This window comes from Chitinophaga sp. CCNWYY40, from assembly GCF_037483205.1.
Lineage (GTDB): Bacteria > Bacteroidota > Bacteroidia > Chitinophagales > Chitinophagaceae > Chitinophaga > Chitinophaga ginsengisegetis.
Genome location: NZ_JBBHLF010000003.1, coordinates 839,708 through 855,531, shown reverse-complemented (window position 1 = coordinate 855,531; position 15,824 = coordinate 839,708). Strand labels below are relative to the sequence as shown.

General features: G+C 47.0%; 13 protein-coding genes. 5 read left to right on the top strand and 8 right to left on the bottom strand.

The features are described from left to right. The first annotated feature begins 12 nt into the window (after positions 1-12). Genes aroB through V7S65_RS13910 form a run of 3 tightly spaced genes read left to right on the top strand, consistent with a single transcriptional unit; the run spans position 13 to position 3,364 of the window. Positions 13-1,038 carry a 3-dehydroquinate synthase gene (aroB, locus tag V7S65_RS13920; protein ID WP_079470468.1) on the top strand — a complete coding sequence of 342 codons (1,026 nt, stop codon included), beginning with the start codon at positions 13-15 and terminating at the stop codon, positions 1,036-1,038. Positions 1,039-1,077: 39 nt separating this feature from the next. After that, positions 1,078-2,340: a 3-phosphoshikimate 1-carboxyvinyltransferase gene (aroA, locus tag V7S65_RS13915; RefSeq protein WP_079470467.1), complete on the top strand. Its 1,263-nt coding sequence runs from the start codon at positions 1,078-1,080 to the stop codon at positions 2,338-2,340. Between the two features lie 22 nt (positions 2,341-2,362). Further along, positions 2,363-3,364 (top strand): chorismate synthase, encoded by a 1,002-nt coding sequence (locus V7S65_RS13910; protein ID WP_079470466.1) that lies wholly within the window; start codon positions 2,363-2,365, stop codon positions 3,362-3,364. Between the two features lie 148 nt (positions 3,365-3,512). Here V7S65_RS13910 and V7S65_RS13905 read toward each other — a convergent pair whose 3' ends face one another. From V7S65_RS13905 to V7S65_RS13880, 6 genes are all read right to left on the bottom strand, one after another. Continuing rightward, entirely contained in the window at positions 3,513-4,232 is a 720-nt protein-coding gene (locus tag V7S65_RS13905; protein ID WP_079470465.1) for an FKBP-type peptidyl-prolyl cis-trans isomerase, read from the bottom strand. 124 nt (positions 4,233-4,356) lie between these two features. Continuing rightward, positions 4,357-6,249 (bottom strand): CocE/NonD family hydrolase, encoded by a 1,893-nt coding sequence (locus tag V7S65_RS13900; protein ID WP_336386748.1) that lies wholly within the window; start codon positions 6,247-6,249, stop codon positions 4,357-4,359. Positions 6,250-6,322: 73 nt separating this feature from the next. Beyond that, positions 6,323-6,673, bottom strand: a complete 351-nt coding sequence (locus V7S65_RS13895) for an MmcQ/YjbR family DNA-binding protein (RefSeq protein WP_111577726.1) — start codon at positions 6,671-6,673, stop codon at positions 6,323-6,325. Positions 6,674-6,720: 47 nt separating this feature from the next. Then, positions 6,721-7,641, bottom strand: coding sequence for a hypothetical protein (locus tag V7S65_RS13890; RefSeq protein WP_336386749.1), 921 nt, complete (start codon positions 7,639-7,641; stop codon positions 6,721-6,723). Between the two features lie 15 nt (positions 7,642-7,656). Further along, positions 7,657-8,526: a hypothetical protein gene (locus V7S65_RS13885; protein ID WP_336386750.1), complete on the bottom strand. Its 870-nt coding sequence runs from the start codon at positions 8,524-8,526 to the stop codon at positions 7,657-7,659. A 267-nt stretch (positions 8,527-8,793) separates the two neighbouring features. Next, positions 8,794-9,306 carry a hypothetical protein gene (locus V7S65_RS13880; RefSeq protein WP_079470460.1) on the bottom strand — a complete coding sequence of 171 codons (513 nt, stop codon included), beginning with the start codon at positions 9,304-9,306 and terminating at the stop codon, positions 8,794-8,796. Positions 9,307-9,622: 316 nt separating this feature from the next. Between V7S65_RS13880 and V7S65_RS13875 the strand changes: the two genes are divergently transcribed. Then, positions 9,623-10,873: an alkaline phosphatase family protein gene (locus tag V7S65_RS13875; protein ID WP_079470459.1), complete on the top strand. Its 1,251-nt coding sequence runs from the start codon at positions 9,623-9,625 to the stop codon at positions 10,871-10,873. A gap of 80 nt (positions 10,874-10,953) precedes the next feature. Here the strand turns inward: V7S65_RS13875 and gcvP are convergent, their stop codons facing one another. Beyond that, positions 10,954-13,815, bottom strand: a complete 2,862-nt coding sequence (gene gcvP, locus V7S65_RS13870; protein WP_407934863.1) for an aminomethyl-transferring glycine dehydrogenase — start codon at positions 13,813-13,815, stop codon at positions 10,954-10,956. 164 nt (positions 13,816-13,979) lie between these two features. Here gcvP and V7S65_RS13865 point away from each other — a divergent pair, with 164 nt between their 5' ends. Further along, a complete protein-coding gene (locus V7S65_RS13865) occupies positions 13,980-14,474 on the top strand; it encodes a YkgJ family cysteine cluster protein (protein ID WP_079470457.1) in 495 nt (164 codons plus the stop codon). Between the two features lie 40 nt (positions 14,475-14,514). Here the strand turns inward: V7S65_RS13865 and V7S65_RS13860 are convergent, their stop codons facing one another. After that, positions 14,515-15,771, bottom strand: a complete 1,257-nt coding sequence (locus V7S65_RS13860; RefSeq protein ID WP_079470456.1) for an MFS transporter — start codon at positions 15,769-15,771, stop codon at positions 14,515-14,517. Positions 15,772-15,824: the final 53 nt, after the last annotated feature.

Genomic DNA, 15,824 nt, shown 5'->3' with positions numbered 1-15,824 from the left:
GCTAATCGCTCCATGCTCATACAAACCCACCAGTTTCAACAACAGGAAACCACCTATTTTTTAGGGGAAAGCCTGATGGAGTTGGGCAATCATGTAAACCGTCACAGGGCCGTACTGGTAATAGATGAAAATGTAGAATACTATCACGGTCATCATCTGCACAACTGGAACAAAATTGTGGTGCCCTCAGGGGAAGAATTAAAGAACATGGCTACGGTGGATAAGATCATCGATGGTCTTATTTCTTACGAAGCCGACCGCAAAACCACGCTGGTTGGTATTGGTGGCGGAATGCTCACTGATGTGGCAGGATTTGCTGCCAGCATATACATGCGTGGAATTCCTTTTGGCTTTGTACCTACTACATTATTGGCGCAGGTAGATGCTTCCATTGGCGGAAAGAACGGGGTGAGTCATGGTAAACAGAAAAACCTGCTGGGCATTATCCGCCAGCCGGAGTTTATCCTCTTCGATTATACCCTGCCGCTCACTATGCCGGCAGAAGAATGGCATAACGGCTTTGCTGAAATCATCAAATACGCGTGTATCATGGATGCAACGTTGTTTGATTATCTCGAAAATAACAAAGAAAAAGCACTGGCCCGCGATGTGGAAGTACTGCAATACCTGGTGGAAAAATCGGTAGCAGCAAAAACAAAAGTAGTACTGGAAGATGAGCTGGAAAACGGTCCGCGCAGATGGCTCAACTTTGGTCATACCCTCGGTCATGCTGTGGAAAAGCTTGAACATATAGCGCATGGAAAAGCAGTGGCCATAGGGATGGTAGCAGCTACCCGTTTTTCGGAAAAGCTGATGAACCTGCCGGCAGATCAAACGATCCGCCTGATAAAACTGATCAGCGATTACCAGCTGCCCGTAGCTTTTAACTCTGATAAAGACGCGGTGTTCGACATCTTTAAACTGGATAAAAAACGGGAGAAAGATGTAATACATTTTGTATTGCTGGAGGAGATCGGGAAAGCAACCACCATGCCCATTCCCATTGCAGAACTGAAGTTGTTACTGCAGGAATTGTAAATTTTTTTCTAATTAATTAAAGGCAGACGAAATATACATATGCAAGTTACTGTATCACCAGCCATCATTAAAGGCACGGTTACGGCCAATCCTTCCAAAAGCGCTATGCAACGCGCTGTGGCAGCGGCTTTGCTGGCAAAAGGAAAGAGCATTATCCGTAATCCCGGCCTGAGCAATGATTGCCTGGCAGCACTGGAAGTAGCCGAAAACCTGGGTGCTAAAATCAAACGGGAATACGACTATTTCGAAATCACCAGCAACGGTGTAGCACCGTTTTATGATGAAATCAACTGCGGCGAATCCGGTTTGGGGATCCGTATGTTTACGCCCATCGCAGCGTTGTCGTCCCTGCCCATTACCATTGAAGGCCACGGTAGCTTAACTACCCGCCCGATGGATTTCTTCGAAGCCGTATTACCACAGCTCGATGTAAAATGCTCCACACAGGGCGGTAAATTGCCCCTGCATATCCAGGGACCGTTACATCCGAAAGATATTACGATCGATGGTTCCCTCAGCTCACAGTTCCTCACCGGCCTGCTCATGGCCTATGGTGCTGCAGCAGAAAACGTGACCATCACAGTAACAGATCTGAAAAGCAAACCATACATTGCGTTAACCCTTCAACTGATGGCGCACTTTGGCGTTCAGGTGGAAGAAAAGAATTTTGAAACCTTCCATTTCGGAAAGAAACAGGCGTATAACCCCTGCGACTATACGGTGGAAGGCGACTGGAGCGGCGCCGCATTCCTGCTGGTAGCTGCGGCAGTAGCCGGTAAAGCAGAAGTACAGCATCTCAACACGTCCTCTGCCCAGTCAGATAAAGCTATCCTGGAAGCATTGGAAAAAGCCGGCGCACATTTAATGTCCGGCGTGTTTACGGTAAATATAGAAAAAGGCGGGTTGAACGCATTTGAAATAGATGCCACCGACTGTCCCGATCTGTTCCCTCCGCTGGTAGCGCTGGCTGCTAACTGTAACGGCACTACGAAAATAAAAGGCGTGAGCCGTTTGGCTCATAAAGAAAGCGATCGTGGTTTAACACTGCAGGAGGAATTTGGCAAGATGGGTATTAAGATTGACCTTGAAGGCGACATCATGCTGGTACACGGCGGCACCGGTATTAAAGGCGCCCAGGTACATTCACATAACGACCACCGTATTGCGATGGCATGCGCTGTAGCTGCTTTAACAGCAGACGGTCCGGTGATCATCGACAATGCAGAAGCAATCAACAAATCCTACCCGGAATTTTATGATCACCTGGAATTGTTGGGTGGTAAGGTGGCAGTAACCGTATAATTTCACTTTAAATCATCAGCGTGTGAACAGTTTTGGCAGATTATTCAGGGTAAATGTTTTTGGAGAATCACATGGCGCCAGCGTTGGCGTAAATATAGATGGTATACCGGCAGGTATCCCGTTAAAGCAGGAAGATTTCCTGGCAGACCTGGAACGTCGTAAAGGCGGTTCCAGGGGCACTACGCCCCGCAAGGAGGAAGACCTGCCCTTTATCAAATCAGGCGTTTTTAACGATTTCACTACCGGTGCACCTGTTACTATTCTTTTTGAAAATAACAATACCCGCAGCACTGATTACGAAAAGTTGCGGGAGTTTCCGCGTCCGGGACATGCCGATTTTGTAGCGACCGAAAAGTTTGGCGGCTTTGAAGACTATCGCGGCGGCGGACATTTCAGCGGCAGGCTCACCCTCAACCTGGTGGCAGCCGGTGTAATTGCCAAAAAGATCCTGGGCGAAGAGATCCAGGTGAATGCCACCATCACGGAAGTAGGAGGCAACCCTGATCCGGAAGCCGGACTGGAAGCCGCGATTGCAGCAAAAGATTCAGTAGGTGGTATCGTGGAGTGCGTGGTAAATGGCTTGCCCATTGGCCTGGGCGAACCTTTCTTTGATTCGCTGGAATCCGCGCTGGCGCACGCCGTTTTTGCAATTCCTGCTATCAAAGGTATTGAGTTTGGCGCCGGCTTTGCTGCTGCTAAAATGAAAGGACTCGAACATAATGATCCCATCATCGATAAAACCGGTAAAACAGCCTCCAATCATGCGGGTGGCGTAGTAGGCGGTATCACCAATGGCAATCCGCTGGTTTTCCGCATCGCGGTGAAACCTACCTCCAGTACACCTAAAGAACAACAAACCCTCAATATTAAAAGCGGGGAAGTAGAAACTTTCAGCGTGAAAGGCCGTCACGACCTTTGCATCGCCCTGCGCGTACCGGTGGTACTGGAAGCAGTTACCGCTATGGTGCTGGCTGATTTTCTGTTGCTGGAACAACGCCGGCCGCGGGTGTTTGCTGCGAAGTAGACCGATTTTACTTTTTTGGATATAAAAAATTTTAGGGAAGATAGAAGCGAATCCGCTTTTATCTTCCCTAATCTTTTAAAATTAAAACATAATCAAATCAGCGTTATCAGCTTAATCCTGAAAAAGACAATCGCCGAAGGCGATCCTTTTACTGCTCAATCGCCAGCAGCTCCACATCAAATATCAGCGCTGCACCCGGACCGATTTTCGGACCTGCACCACGATCGCCGTATGCCAGCTCAGAAGGGATGAAAAGACGCCATTTAGAGCCTACAGGCATTAACTGAAGGGCTTCTGTCCAGCCTTTGATCACGCCGCCTACCGGGAAGGAGATGGGCTGACCTCTGTCTACAGAGCTATCGAACACCGTACCATCGATTAATGTACCATGATAATGTGTTTTTACTTTATCGGCGGCGGTAGGTTTAGGACCATCGCCTTCTTTCAGGATCTGGTACTGTAAACCATCAGGCAGCGTTACAACTCCTGGTTTTGATTTATTCTCCGCCAGGAATTTAAGTCCTGCTTCGCGGTTTTTGGCAGCTTTGTCTGCTTTCAGCTGCTGCAGATAATTACTTATGCTCATATCACATTGTTCTTTTGACAGTGTTAACGGTTTGTTCTTCAACGCATCCTGTACTGCTTTGGCCAGAAGGGCAGGATTCACATTTTCCAGTCCCTGGGCCTTCAGGTTCTCCGCAATACTAACTCCTATTCCGTAGCTCACGGAGTCCAGTTTGTTTTTCAATACCGGTGACTTAACGGCTGTTTTGGCCACGGGCTTCTTAGGTGCAGGTTTAGCCTGACTGAAACCTTGTACGGATAAGCATCCCAGGGCTCCTATGAACAGGTATTTTTTGTACTTCATAAATAATAGACAGAAATGTTAGTTAAAATAAGGCTTTTTAAAGATGATGCAAGTTAATCAATATAATATTTCGCCCGCAAGCCTTTTACCGGGATGATGCCAACGGTGTCATCCCGGTAAATCATTATTTCACTACCGGCAACACCACGTTGGAAGGATGCTGTGCATCGTGGTAAATGCGGATAGTGGCCTTTTTAAAATCTTTGTCTGTAGCCTTGTAAATATCCATGAACTGCTGCGGGTTCCGGTCTGACAGCGGGAACCAGCTGCTTTGTACCTGGATCATGATGCGGTGTCCTTTCTGGAAGGTATGCGCTACATCCGGCATGGTGAATTTCACTTCAGCAGGTTGATCAGGCACAAATGCTTCCGGCTTTTCAAAGCTGTTGCGGAATTTGCCGCGCATGATCTCTCCACGTACCAGCATCTGGTAGCCGCCCATCGGGTAGGTAGCGGAAGGCACCCGGCGATGTTCGGCAGGCGCGTCTTCTTCATATTTGAAATCGTCAGGGAATACGTCAATCACTTTCACGATGAAATCGGCATCTGTAGTGTTGGTGCTGGCAATCAGGTCTGCTACTACGGGGCCGGCCAGGGTAATGTCTTTGTCCAGTACTTCACTTTCAAATACGGCTACGTCAGGTCTGCGGGCGGCAAAGCGCTGATCATCGGTCATATAGTTGATGGTACGGCCAAAATGTACGTCTTCTGTATATGGAACAGGTTTGGCCGGGTCGCTTACGTATTCGCTGAAGCTATTGGCAGCAGCGGGTTTGGTAAAGGAAAGCTTACCATCTTCCTGCAAATAAACAGGAGCGTCTTCCATGTTAGCCGGAGGCCATTTAGGGAGTTGTTTCCATTTGTTTTCGCCGGTGAAGAAAATAGTGGCTTCTGCGATATCAGGTGCAGCGCCTTTGCCTTTAAGGTAATAGTTGAAGAAAGGAATTTCAACGTTTTGTGCGTAGTATTCGGCGGTGTTGCTGCCAAAGCGCACATTACCCAGGTGGGTACCATCGTTGGATGCCCATTGACCGTGGTACCACGGTCCCATTACAATACGGTTATTGGTAGCCGGACTTTTGGTTTCAATGGCCTGATAGGTATTCCACGCGCCGAAGCAATCTTCCGCATCAAACACGCCTCCTACAATCAACATAGCGGGTTTTACATTCTGCAGGAAGTTGCGCACGTTGCGGGCTTTCCACCAGCTGTCGTAAGTAGGATGTGCGTACATTTCATGCCAGAAGGTTACGCTGTCGCCGATGATCTTAGCGAAGTTAGGCAATGCGCCGGTTTCCAGGTAGTATTTGTAGTTGTCGTGCGTGTAGTAATCAATGCCCTTTGGCCCTTCCGTAGTGGGTTTGGGATGCGGCTGGTCAAATACCGTATAAAAAGAGAAAGCGTCTGCGATAAAGAAAGCACCGTTGTGATGAAAATCATCTCCCAAAAACCAATCCGTAACAGGCGCCTGCGGACTCACCGCCTTCAGGGCCGGGTGGCCGCTCAGCGCAGCCATAGTAGAGTAAAAGCCGGGATAGGAAATACCAAATATTCCTACGTTACCGTTGTTGCCGCTGAGGTTTTTCACGAGCCAGTCGATGGTATCATAGGTATCACTGGCTTCATCAATATCTTTCTTTCCTTTTTTAGCAGGATTGAAAGGTCTTACATTCACAAATTTACCTTCACTCATCCAGGTGCCTCTTACATCCTGTATGACCATGATGTAGCCTTCTTTCAGGTATTCTTTATAATGATTTTTATACAACGGACGGAAGGCATTTTCTCCATAAGGAGCGCAGGAATAAGGCGTGCGCGTCATCAGGATAGGATGTTTTTCCGATTGATCTTTCGGCAGGTAAATGGAAGTAAATAACTTAATGCCATCGCGCATGGTGATGTACACTTCCTTTTTAGTGTAGTGTTCATGCATCCAGAGTGAATCCTGGTTAACGGCCTTACACGCCGCAGGAATTACAAACAGCGCGGCACAGGCCAGCAGCAGCCATTTTCTCATAAACAGTTTATTTTAGATTTCGGGCTAATGTAATAAAAAAACGGGGGATGGCTGGCAGCTATGTGGGGAACGGTTACCGGCCCAGTTTCTCTTTTTCTTTCTTTGGTAAACTCGCCACTACCAACTCGTACGAATTTCTGATCCATTCCAGCAGCAGCTTATTGGGAATACCGGAGTGTACATCAACAGTATTCCAGTGTTTTTTATTCATGTGATAGCCGGGGATCACGCCTTCATAACGCTCCCGCAGTTCAACGGCTTCTTCCGGATCGCATTTGAGGTTAATAGATTCAAAATTTGAAAGGCCGCTGAGGGCAAATACTTTTCCGCAAACTTTATATACCAGGGTTTCATCTCCAAAAGGAAACTCTTCTGTAACGCCGGGTAGTGAAAGACAATATTCCTGAAATTGTGCAAGGTTCATGAGTAACAATTATATCTTGTTACAAAAGTCTGTAAAATTTCCGGGAATTATGGAAGAGGTCTGTAATGATACCGCCATTGGGTAGTACTGGTAACACCGTTTTGTATGGACAACTCTGTAGTGTAAACGACCTGGCTATCGTGATCATCGCGGATATCCCGGAAGATATGGGTGATCTCAGTCTGACTGCCGCCAGGAGGGAGATGCTTTTCAGTGATCTTTTTTACATTGGTGCGACCGGCAAATAAGCGATGGTCCGGCCTCATTATAAATCGCAGATAAGGATATTGTTTGCCGAGTGCATAGAAAAAGTTAGGCGTGTCGTCATATTCAAACTGGGATATGCTGCTGGTATGCAGTGTGGTTTCTTCTCCGCCTGGCAGGGTGGGGGAGGCATAATAGCCATAACCATTGCGTGTTAAGTTATTGAGCTGATCGCCGGAATAATTACAGGTGGTGATGGCTATCAATTGGCGCATATAATCGGCGCCCTTCTCTGTTATCAATGTATCTGTGAGTTCAATCAATTTACCGCTGTCATCAAATGTAAATCGCATTGCGTCCGGTACCGTATCATTTCTCCCTCCAGAGTATGGTGGGTACAGGAATCCTGTTATCTTAAATTCTCTTTCAGATGATTGTACCACATTTTTTTCCGACAATTTGAAATTGGCTCCGTCCTTTCGATAGAGAACTGTTCCTGTCAGCTTTCCATTGGCATCGGTTTTAAATTCCATATGCATAGTAGCCTGATCACTGCCGGGTTCATAATGGTCGAAGGTGGTTAGTTGCTGGTTATTGTTATAACCCAGTTGCTCATAGAGAATATTATCTCTATAAATCTGTGTTATCAGGCGAGTAACCTGTATGGGCGCTGGTCCCGTTGGTTCTTTAGGCTGATCTTTTTTCCGGCATCCGGTATTAGTCAATATTACAAGCGCAATGACGGGTAGCGTAATATATTTCATGGTATGATTTCGTTCTTAATCTGCTTTGATCACTTTATAGGTATAAGCAATTGTTTTATTGATGCCTGGAATACTTTGTGTTTGTGGATACTGTGTGGTATCAAACATTTTATAGGCGATGGGGCAGATCTTCGGTGGTACCTTATCTGTTTTATACGTAAACGCTGCTGTCAGGTGTTCACTCAAAAGGTAAGGGTAATATTCATCGGAGGGATAAGGAAATTTATCACCGCCAATGGTGCGGAACAGCAGTGGATTTTTTGATACCTGTGGAAACAACGGGTTCTCCAGCGGAAGGTATGCAAGGTCAAATGTGTTCGAGAGTAATTCGGGTTCCCCGTTATATACATGATACCAGTTTATATCCTGAAACTGCGTGATATCTTTCCCGTTATACTGGTATTGTTTGTACAACACTGCCACTCCAACAACAATAGAAATGGTGTCTTTAGTGCCTACGAGGGTGAGCATTCTTTGATTGTTAGTCTGTAAATAATTAAGCGTATCGTACCCGGAAATTTCATTACCCAGTTCCCTGTAAAAGGTGGTGTAAATGATAAACCTGTCTGCATTCCACGCCACTGAATCCTTTTGGCTAAGACTTTTTATAGTATTATCATTTTCGTTATAATACCTGGCCATTGATACATAACCTTCCTGGTTATAGGTGTAGGCTATATAATTTTGCCAGATACGGTAAGTAGGGTTGTAGTCCCATCTCTCCGTAACCTGGTGTTTGTCATTATAAACAAGACTGTCTTTGGGTATGTTATTCACGCGGATCGCGGTAACGAGGTAAATATCTTTTGGTGGCTCCGGGCGGGGTGGGGGAGTAACGCTGTTGTCTTTTTTACACTGACAGGCTGGAGCTATTATGAGTAGCAAAAGCGCAGTATAGTACAGCAGGATTTTTACCGGATATAGTAAGGATAAACGCATAAATTGGATAACAACCTGTTAAAAATACCGATTTATTGATGGCTTCTGCGGGAAAAGTAAGGTCAAACTATCAAGCAGACGCTCCCGGAATGCAGATTTAGGATAAAACGCTGATATGGGGTAAATGTTACAAGCCGGCCCTGCAATAATATAGCCCTGTGTGTTAGCAGGTAAGCTACACGCACAGGGCCGGCACTTAAAAACTTTGGCGGATTATTTCTTGTTGATACTGATGATCACACGGGAATAACGGGCATAGGTGATCTCCACTTGCTGCCCTGCCCTGTATCCTTCCAACGCACCACGCATCCAGTAAAACAGGCGTTTTTTCTTATTCTCCAGCAGGATCATAATATTGGTTTGTGTATCATTGTTTTCCAGGTATACCGCTTCCATCGGCGCCTCCAGGGTGGCTTTCTGTAGGGCAGTCAGATCTTTTTTAATAGCCCAGTAGCGTATATCTGTTACTTTTATCAACGCAAATATCAACGCTATCACAAAGCATAACAGCCATACCCAGAACCAAAGGTTTTTGAAAGACAGGAGCGAATCATCCGCATCACCCAGGTTGTTGTGAGTGTATAAATAAATTTGCGGTATCACAGCAGCAATCAATAATAGCCCAAAACCGATAAGGGTGAATTTTGTTAACTGTTGCTTGTTTCTCTTCAGCGCGTCCTGTAATAAAAAATGTTCCTCAGTCGTAATAAAGGTGTAATCAGACATAGTTGTTAGATGGTTTTTCAGTAGGCTAATATATAGATAAACAATTAATTAATTAAAATTATATATATAATTTTTTATTTAGTGATTATCATTTTGCTTGTTTGTAGCCATTTTGTAATAATATGTGGTAAAATATTATTACATGTTTAAGAGAGATTTAATAGCTGTGGTAACTCATATCTGCATTTTTATTAACGGATATATAACTACTTTATGTCGTTTTGAATGGAAATAGTTTTCTAATTTGCCCCGCATTATAACCCATCATCTGTTATTCTTCCCCAATTGTTACCATGCAATCATAAATACTATAATATTGAAAAGGATTTTTTTATTAGCCGCTGTCCTGCTATCGATCAGCTTTGCCGGCTACGCCCAGGATACTGCCCAGCTGGTAGTGGAAGGAAGAAAGAACAGCGCCACGCAGCAGTCGAGGCCCTATGTGATCATGATCTCCATTGATGGTTTCCGGTACGACTACGCCGAAAAATACAATGCACAAAACCTGCTGCGCCTGTCGGGAGCAGGCGTTCGCGCTACTGCTATGCAGCCGGCATTTCCATCCCTTACTTTTCCCAATCACTATTCCCTGGCTACTGGTCTTTACCCCGCCCATCACGGCCTGGTGGATAATTTTTTTTACGACCGTAAAAGAGATGCTGTTTACAAAGTGGGCAACCGCGATGCCGTGGAAGACGGCACCTGGTACAATGGCGTGCCATTATGGGTATTGGCGGAGAAACAGGAAATGATCAGCGCCAGCTATTTCTGGGTAGGATCAGAAAGCGCTATACAAAACGTACGTCCTACCTACTATTTTAAGTACCAGGAAAAAACAAGGATCGATCAACGCATCCAAACAGTCATAAACTGGCTCCGCCTGCCGGAAGAACAACGCCCGCACCTCATTACCTTCTACTTCCCTGAAGTGGATCACATGGGACATTCCTGGGGACCGGACGCCGACAGTGTACGCAGCGCCGTACAATTTGTGGATGCCGCCATCGGCAAAATGGTGGCCGAAGCAGAGCAGCTGCATCTCCCGGTAAATTTTATCGTGGTATCCGATCACGGTATGATGCTGGCAGATACCACTCATACCATCACCCTGCCGGATGCACCCGTGCTGCAACCCCTGAAAAGTATACCTGGAAACGAAAAGGTAATGCTATACGGTAAAACCGATGAGGAAATCAAAGCCGCATATGATTATCTTAAACAACACGAAAATCATTATACGGCTTACCTGAAAAAGGAAACACCTGAAAGATGGCACTATGGTCAGGAAGATGTTTATAACCGTATCGGTGATATTATCCTGCTGGCAGAAGCCAACTATATATTTACACCGTCAAAAAAAGCAAGTCCGGGTCATCATGGGTATGACAATAACCTCACCAACATGAACGCCATCTTCATGGCCTGGGGGCCGGCTTTTAAACCACATACCCGCATCGCCACTTTCGAAAACGTACATGTGTACCCGTTAGTAGCAAGAATACTCGGCCTGGATATCACACAGCCTATCGATGGGCGCCTGGAAGTACTGGAGCCTGTCTTACAATAACCGTTATTTATCTTTAAAAAAAAGAGAAGGGGATAGACGTAACATCTATCCCCTTCTCTTTTAATATTTAAACCAACAGCTTATACCGCTGCTTCCTCATATGCACTTGCAGGTTCGCAGGTACAGATCAGGTTCCTGTCGCCGAATGTATTGTTGATACGGCTTACAGAAGGCCAGAATTTATTTGCCTTCACATATTCCAGCGGGAATGCTGCCTGCTGACGGCTGTATGGACGGGTCCATTCATCGGCAGTGATCACCTGTTGGGTATGCGGTGCATTTTTCAGTACGTTGTTTTGTTTATCGCTTTGACCCAGTTCTACCGCACGGATCTCTTCACGGATAGCCAGCAGCGCATCGCAGAAGCGATCCAGCTCACCTTTATCCTCACTTTCAGTAGGCTCAATCATGATAGTGCCCGGAACCGGGAAGCTCATGGTAGGAGCGTGGAAGCCATAATCCATCAGGCGTTTGGCCACATCTTCCGCTTCAATACCGGCAGCTGCTTTAAACGGACGGAGGTCCACAATGAATTCATGCGCACAGGTACCGTTAACACCGGTATACAGGATGTCATATGCTTTTTCCAGTCTTGCCTTCATATAGTTGGCATTCAGGATAGCAAATTCAGACGCCTGTTTAACGCCGTTGAATCCAAGCATGCGGATGTAAGCGTAAGAGATCAGCAGGATGCTGGCAGAACCAAATGGCGCTGCAGATACGGCGTTGGATGGCTTGCCATCATTCAGTGTAACGTGTCCTGGCAGGAATGGCGCCAGGTGTTTTGCTACGCAGATAGGGCCCATGCCGGGACCGCCGCCACCGTGAGGAATAGCGAAAGTTTTGTGCAGGTTCAGGTGACAAACGTCTGCGCCAATCAGTCCGGGTGCGGTTAAACCTACCTGGGCGTTCATGTTGGCGCCGTCCATATATACCTGTCCGCCGTGTTCGTGTATTGTAGCGCAGATATCTTTTACACTTTCTTCATATACACCGTAGGTAGATGGATAAGTGATCATGATACCGGCGAGGTCTTTACTGTAGGTGGCTGCTTTTGCTTTCAGATCGTCTACATCGATGTAGCCGTTTTCCAGCGCTTTTACAATCACTACCTTGAAGCCCGCCATTACTGCAGATGCGGGGTTGGTACCGTGGGCGCTGATCGGGATCAGCATTACATTACGGTGGCCTTCACCTCTGCTCTTCTGGTATTCGCGGATCACCAGCAGGCCGGCGTATTCACCCTGTGCACCACTGTTAGGCTGCAGGCTGCATGCGTCGAAGCCGGTAATTTTGCTGAGGTATTCTCCCAGTTCTTCAGCCATCTGTAAATAGCCGCCTACCTGGTTTTTCGGTGCAAATGGATGCATTTTGCTCCAGTGTGCCCAGCTCAAAGGAATCATCTCGGTAGCTGCATTCAGCTTCATGGTGCAGGAACCCAGGGAGATCATGGAAGTATTCAGGGAAAGATCCTTGTTTTCCAGCATCTTCAGGTAACGCATCATCAGCGATTCGCTGTGATAGCTGTTAAATACAGGATATTGCAGGTAAGGAGAAGTACGTTGCAGATCGGCAGGGATACCGGTGGCACCACCGGAAACGGCTGCTGCATCTGTAGTACCTGCGCCAAATACGTGCAGGATGTCGTTTACATCAGCAATGGTAGTGGTTTCATCGAGAGAGATACCCACATTGCCATTGGCGAAGTAACGGAAGTTGATACCCAGTGCTTCTGCAGCATCTTTTACATCAGCGCCTTCAACTACGATAGTATCGAAGAAGCTGTCTGACGCCAGCTTCAGACCTTTAGCCTTCAGCTTACCCGCCAGTGTATTGGTGAGCAGGGAAATACGGGTAGCAATATTTTTCAGCCCTTCCGGACCATGATATACGGCATACATGGCGGCCATATTGGCCAGCAATGCCTGTGCAGTACAGATATTGGAAGTTGCTTTTTCACGTTTGATGTGCTGTTCACGGGTTTGCAGTGCCATACGCAGCGCACGGCCGCCATTGGCATCAATGCTCACACCGATGATACGGCCGGGGATAGAACGTTTAAAATCGTCCTTTACGGCAAAGAAAGCAGCGTGCGGACCACCAAAGCCCAATGGAACACCAAAGCGTTGTGCAGAACCAAAGGCTGCATCAGCGCCCATGTCGCCAGGGGAAGTAAGCAGGGTCAATGCCAGCAGGTCTGTTGCCACACCTACAAATGCGCCCACTGCGTGTACCTGGTCAATGAAAGCACGGTAATCGGCTGCAGCACCCACGTTGTCGGGATACTGGATCAGCGCACCGAAGTATAATTCGTCGAAGGAAGCAGTTTTGTAATCGCCTGTCACTACTTCAATGTGAAGCGGGGTAGCGCGGGTATAAATTACATCCAGCGTTTGCGGATATACGTTGTTATCTACAAAAAATTTAGGTCTGGTTACATGATCATGATCCTTATTCAGCGCATTGAAGAACATGGTCATGGCTTCTGCTGCGGCAGTGGCTTCATCCAGCAGGGAAGCATTGGCAATTGGCAGTCCTGTCAGATCACATACCATTGTCTGGTAGTTCAGCAGGCTTTCCAGGCGGCCCTGGGAAATTTCTGCCTGGTACGGCGTATACTGGGTATACCATCCTGGATTCTCAAATACATTACGCAGAATAACACTTGGTGTAATCGTATCAAAATAACCCTGGCCAATATAGCTGCGGTATACTTTGTTTTTCAGTGATATGTCCTTCAGATGACGGAGATAATCACTTTCACTCATCGCTGCAGGAATAGCCAGTGGCTGTTGCATACGGATGGCGCCCGGAACGGTTTTGCTGATCAGCTGGTCCAGGTTGGAGGCCCCGATGGTTTCCAGCATCTGGTTGGTCTCTCTTTCATTCGGCCCTATGTGACGGTGCACGAATTCATTTTGTTGAATATCAAAAAGATTCATGATGTAAGCAGGTAATTTGAAATAGAATGCGCAAAGCTATGCAGATTTTAAGCAACGGCCAAACAATCAATACTGGCGGGGGAAAACAGTGATAAATGATACTTCAGGGATGGGTGTATATGTCATAATTTTGTCCACAGACTATTTACCTATCTTTGCACCAAATGAGCAAAATATTAGAAGACTGGGAACAGAAGGCCCAGGATAAGCAAAAAGCGAATAAACAGTTCCTCGCAAAACTGCAAACCCGCCGTGGAAAAGGAGTGGAGAAGCTGTTGCCGGATCTGCATGAGGAAGCATTCAGTAAAATCGATTGCCTCCAGTGCGGTAACTGCTGCAAAACCATCAGCCCCCGTTTTAAAGGGCCCGATATAAGGCGCATCTCAAAGCACCTGGGCATGAAGGAAGGTGATTTCATTGAAACCTACCTCCGGCTTGATAAGGATGAAGACTATGTGGTGAAGTTCACGCCGTGCCCCTTCCTGGGCGCCGACAACTACTGCGGCATCTATGATGTACGCCCCGGCGATTGCGCCAACTATCCCTACACAGACAGTTACGACTTTTTTAAACGCCCGAAGATCACCTACGAAAACAGCACCGTTTGCCCGGCTGTTTATTATGTACTGGAAAAGTTAAAGGAAAAGATGGATTTATAGGTAAAGGCGGTTGGCGCTGTTAAAGGCTAACCGCCGCCTGCTAAGGCTTCAGATCCAGTTTGCGCATAGCCGGTGAGATAATATAAGTGGTGATCACCACGCCCAGCGTAACACATCCTCCAAATACTACCGATGGCACCAAACCCATTGCCCTGGCCATAAAACCGCTTTCAAAGGCCCCCAGTTCATTGGAAGAACCCACAAACATGGAACTTACCGATGCTACCCGCCCGCGCATATCGTCCGGCGTTTTTAACTGCAGGATCGTTTGCCGTATGATTACACTGATACCATCCAGCGCGCCACTGATCAGCAGCGCAAACATCGACAGGTAAAAGCTAGTGGAAAGACCAAACAATATAATGGTTAAACCAAAGCCGAATACCGCCGCCAGCAGCTTGATACCCGGTTTGTTCACCAATGGCTTATGGGCCAGTATAAACATGGTGACCAGCGCACCCACCGCTGGGGCGGAACGCAGCAAGCCATAACCCAGGGAACCCACATGCAGCACATCTGTGGCAAATGCCGGTAACATCGCTACCGCACCGCCAAACAACACTGCAAACATATCAAGCGCCATCGCATTCAATACCACTTTGGTTTTCCATACAAACCGCATTCCTTCAGTAAGACCCGTCACAAAACTCTCGCCCTTCGGTTTATAATAAACCGGCTTGGGCTTTATCTTCAGCAAACTGTATAAGGGCGCCAGGAAAATAAATACTACCATCAACATCGACCAGTGTACCCCGAACCAGTGAATGAAAAGACCGCCCAGCGCAGGTCCCAGCACACCGCCTATCTGCCACGCAGAACTGCTCCACGTAGAGGCGTTGGCGTATAATTCGCGCGGCACCAGCAGCGACATCAGGGTAAAGTTAGAAGGACTTGTATAGGCCCGCACAATGCCGCCCAGGAAAACCAGCAGGTAAATGAGGTTAAGCACCCAGTGCTTTGAAACGCCCGCCACTGCACGGTCCCAGGTTAACAGGAATAACCCCGAGCTGATAAAAAGATAAGCAATCACACAATAGAGGAGCATGCCCCGCTTCTCACGTTTGTCTACCATATGCCCGGCAAACGGCGCCAGCAACACGGCAGGAATTACTTCTGCCAAACCTATCAATCCCAGTGAGAAGGGATCTTTTGAAATTTCATATACTTTCCATTCTATAATGGCAAATTGCATGGCCAGCGCAAATACAAGCGCAAAGCGGATTACCAGGTAATAATTGAATTCCGGAAAGCGTAGCGAAGCGTATGGGTCGTTCTTTTTCGGTGCCGTAGTGTCCAACCTGATGAGTTTTTTGCGAAGGTACAAAAATCAGAAACGGCGGCTGCAGAATA

What these genes read in the sequence shown, in the direction of transcription:
- aroB (WP_079470468.1), top strand. Translation starts at nt 13, where the DNA reads ATGCTCATACAAACCCACCAGTTTCAACAACAGGAAACCACCTATTTT.
- aroA (WP_079470467.1), top strand. Translation starts at nt 1,078, where the DNA reads ATGCAAGTTACTGTATCACCAGCCATCATTAAAGGCACGGTTACGGCC.
- V7S65_RS13905 (WP_079470465.1), bottom strand. Translation starts at nt 4,232, where the DNA reads ATGAAGTACAAAAAATACCTGTTCATAGGAGCCCTGGGATGCTTATCC.
- V7S65_RS13900 (WP_336386748.1), bottom strand. Translation starts at nt 6,249, where the DNA reads ATGAGAAAATGGCTGCTGCTGGCCTGTGCCGCGCTGTTTGTAATTCCT.
- V7S65_RS13895 (WP_111577726.1), bottom strand. Translation starts at nt 6,673, where the DNA reads ATGAACCTTGCACAATTTCAGGAATATTGTCTTTCACTACCCGGCGTT.
- V7S65_RS13890 (WP_336386749.1), bottom strand. Translation starts at nt 7,641, where the DNA reads ATGAAATATATTACGCTACCCGTCATTGCGCTTGTAATATTGACTAAT.
- V7S65_RS13880 (WP_079470460.1), bottom strand. Translation starts at nt 9,306, where the DNA reads ATGTCTGATTACACCTTTATTACGACTGAGGAACATTTTTTATTACAG.
- gcvP (WP_407934863.1), bottom strand. Translation starts at nt 13,815, where the DNA reads ATGAATCTTTTTGATATTCAACAAAATGAATTCGTGCACCGTCACATA.
- V7S65_RS13865 (WP_079470457.1), top strand. Translation starts at nt 13,980, where the DNA reads ATGAGCAAAATATTAGAAGACTGGGAACAGAAGGCCCAGGATAAGCAA.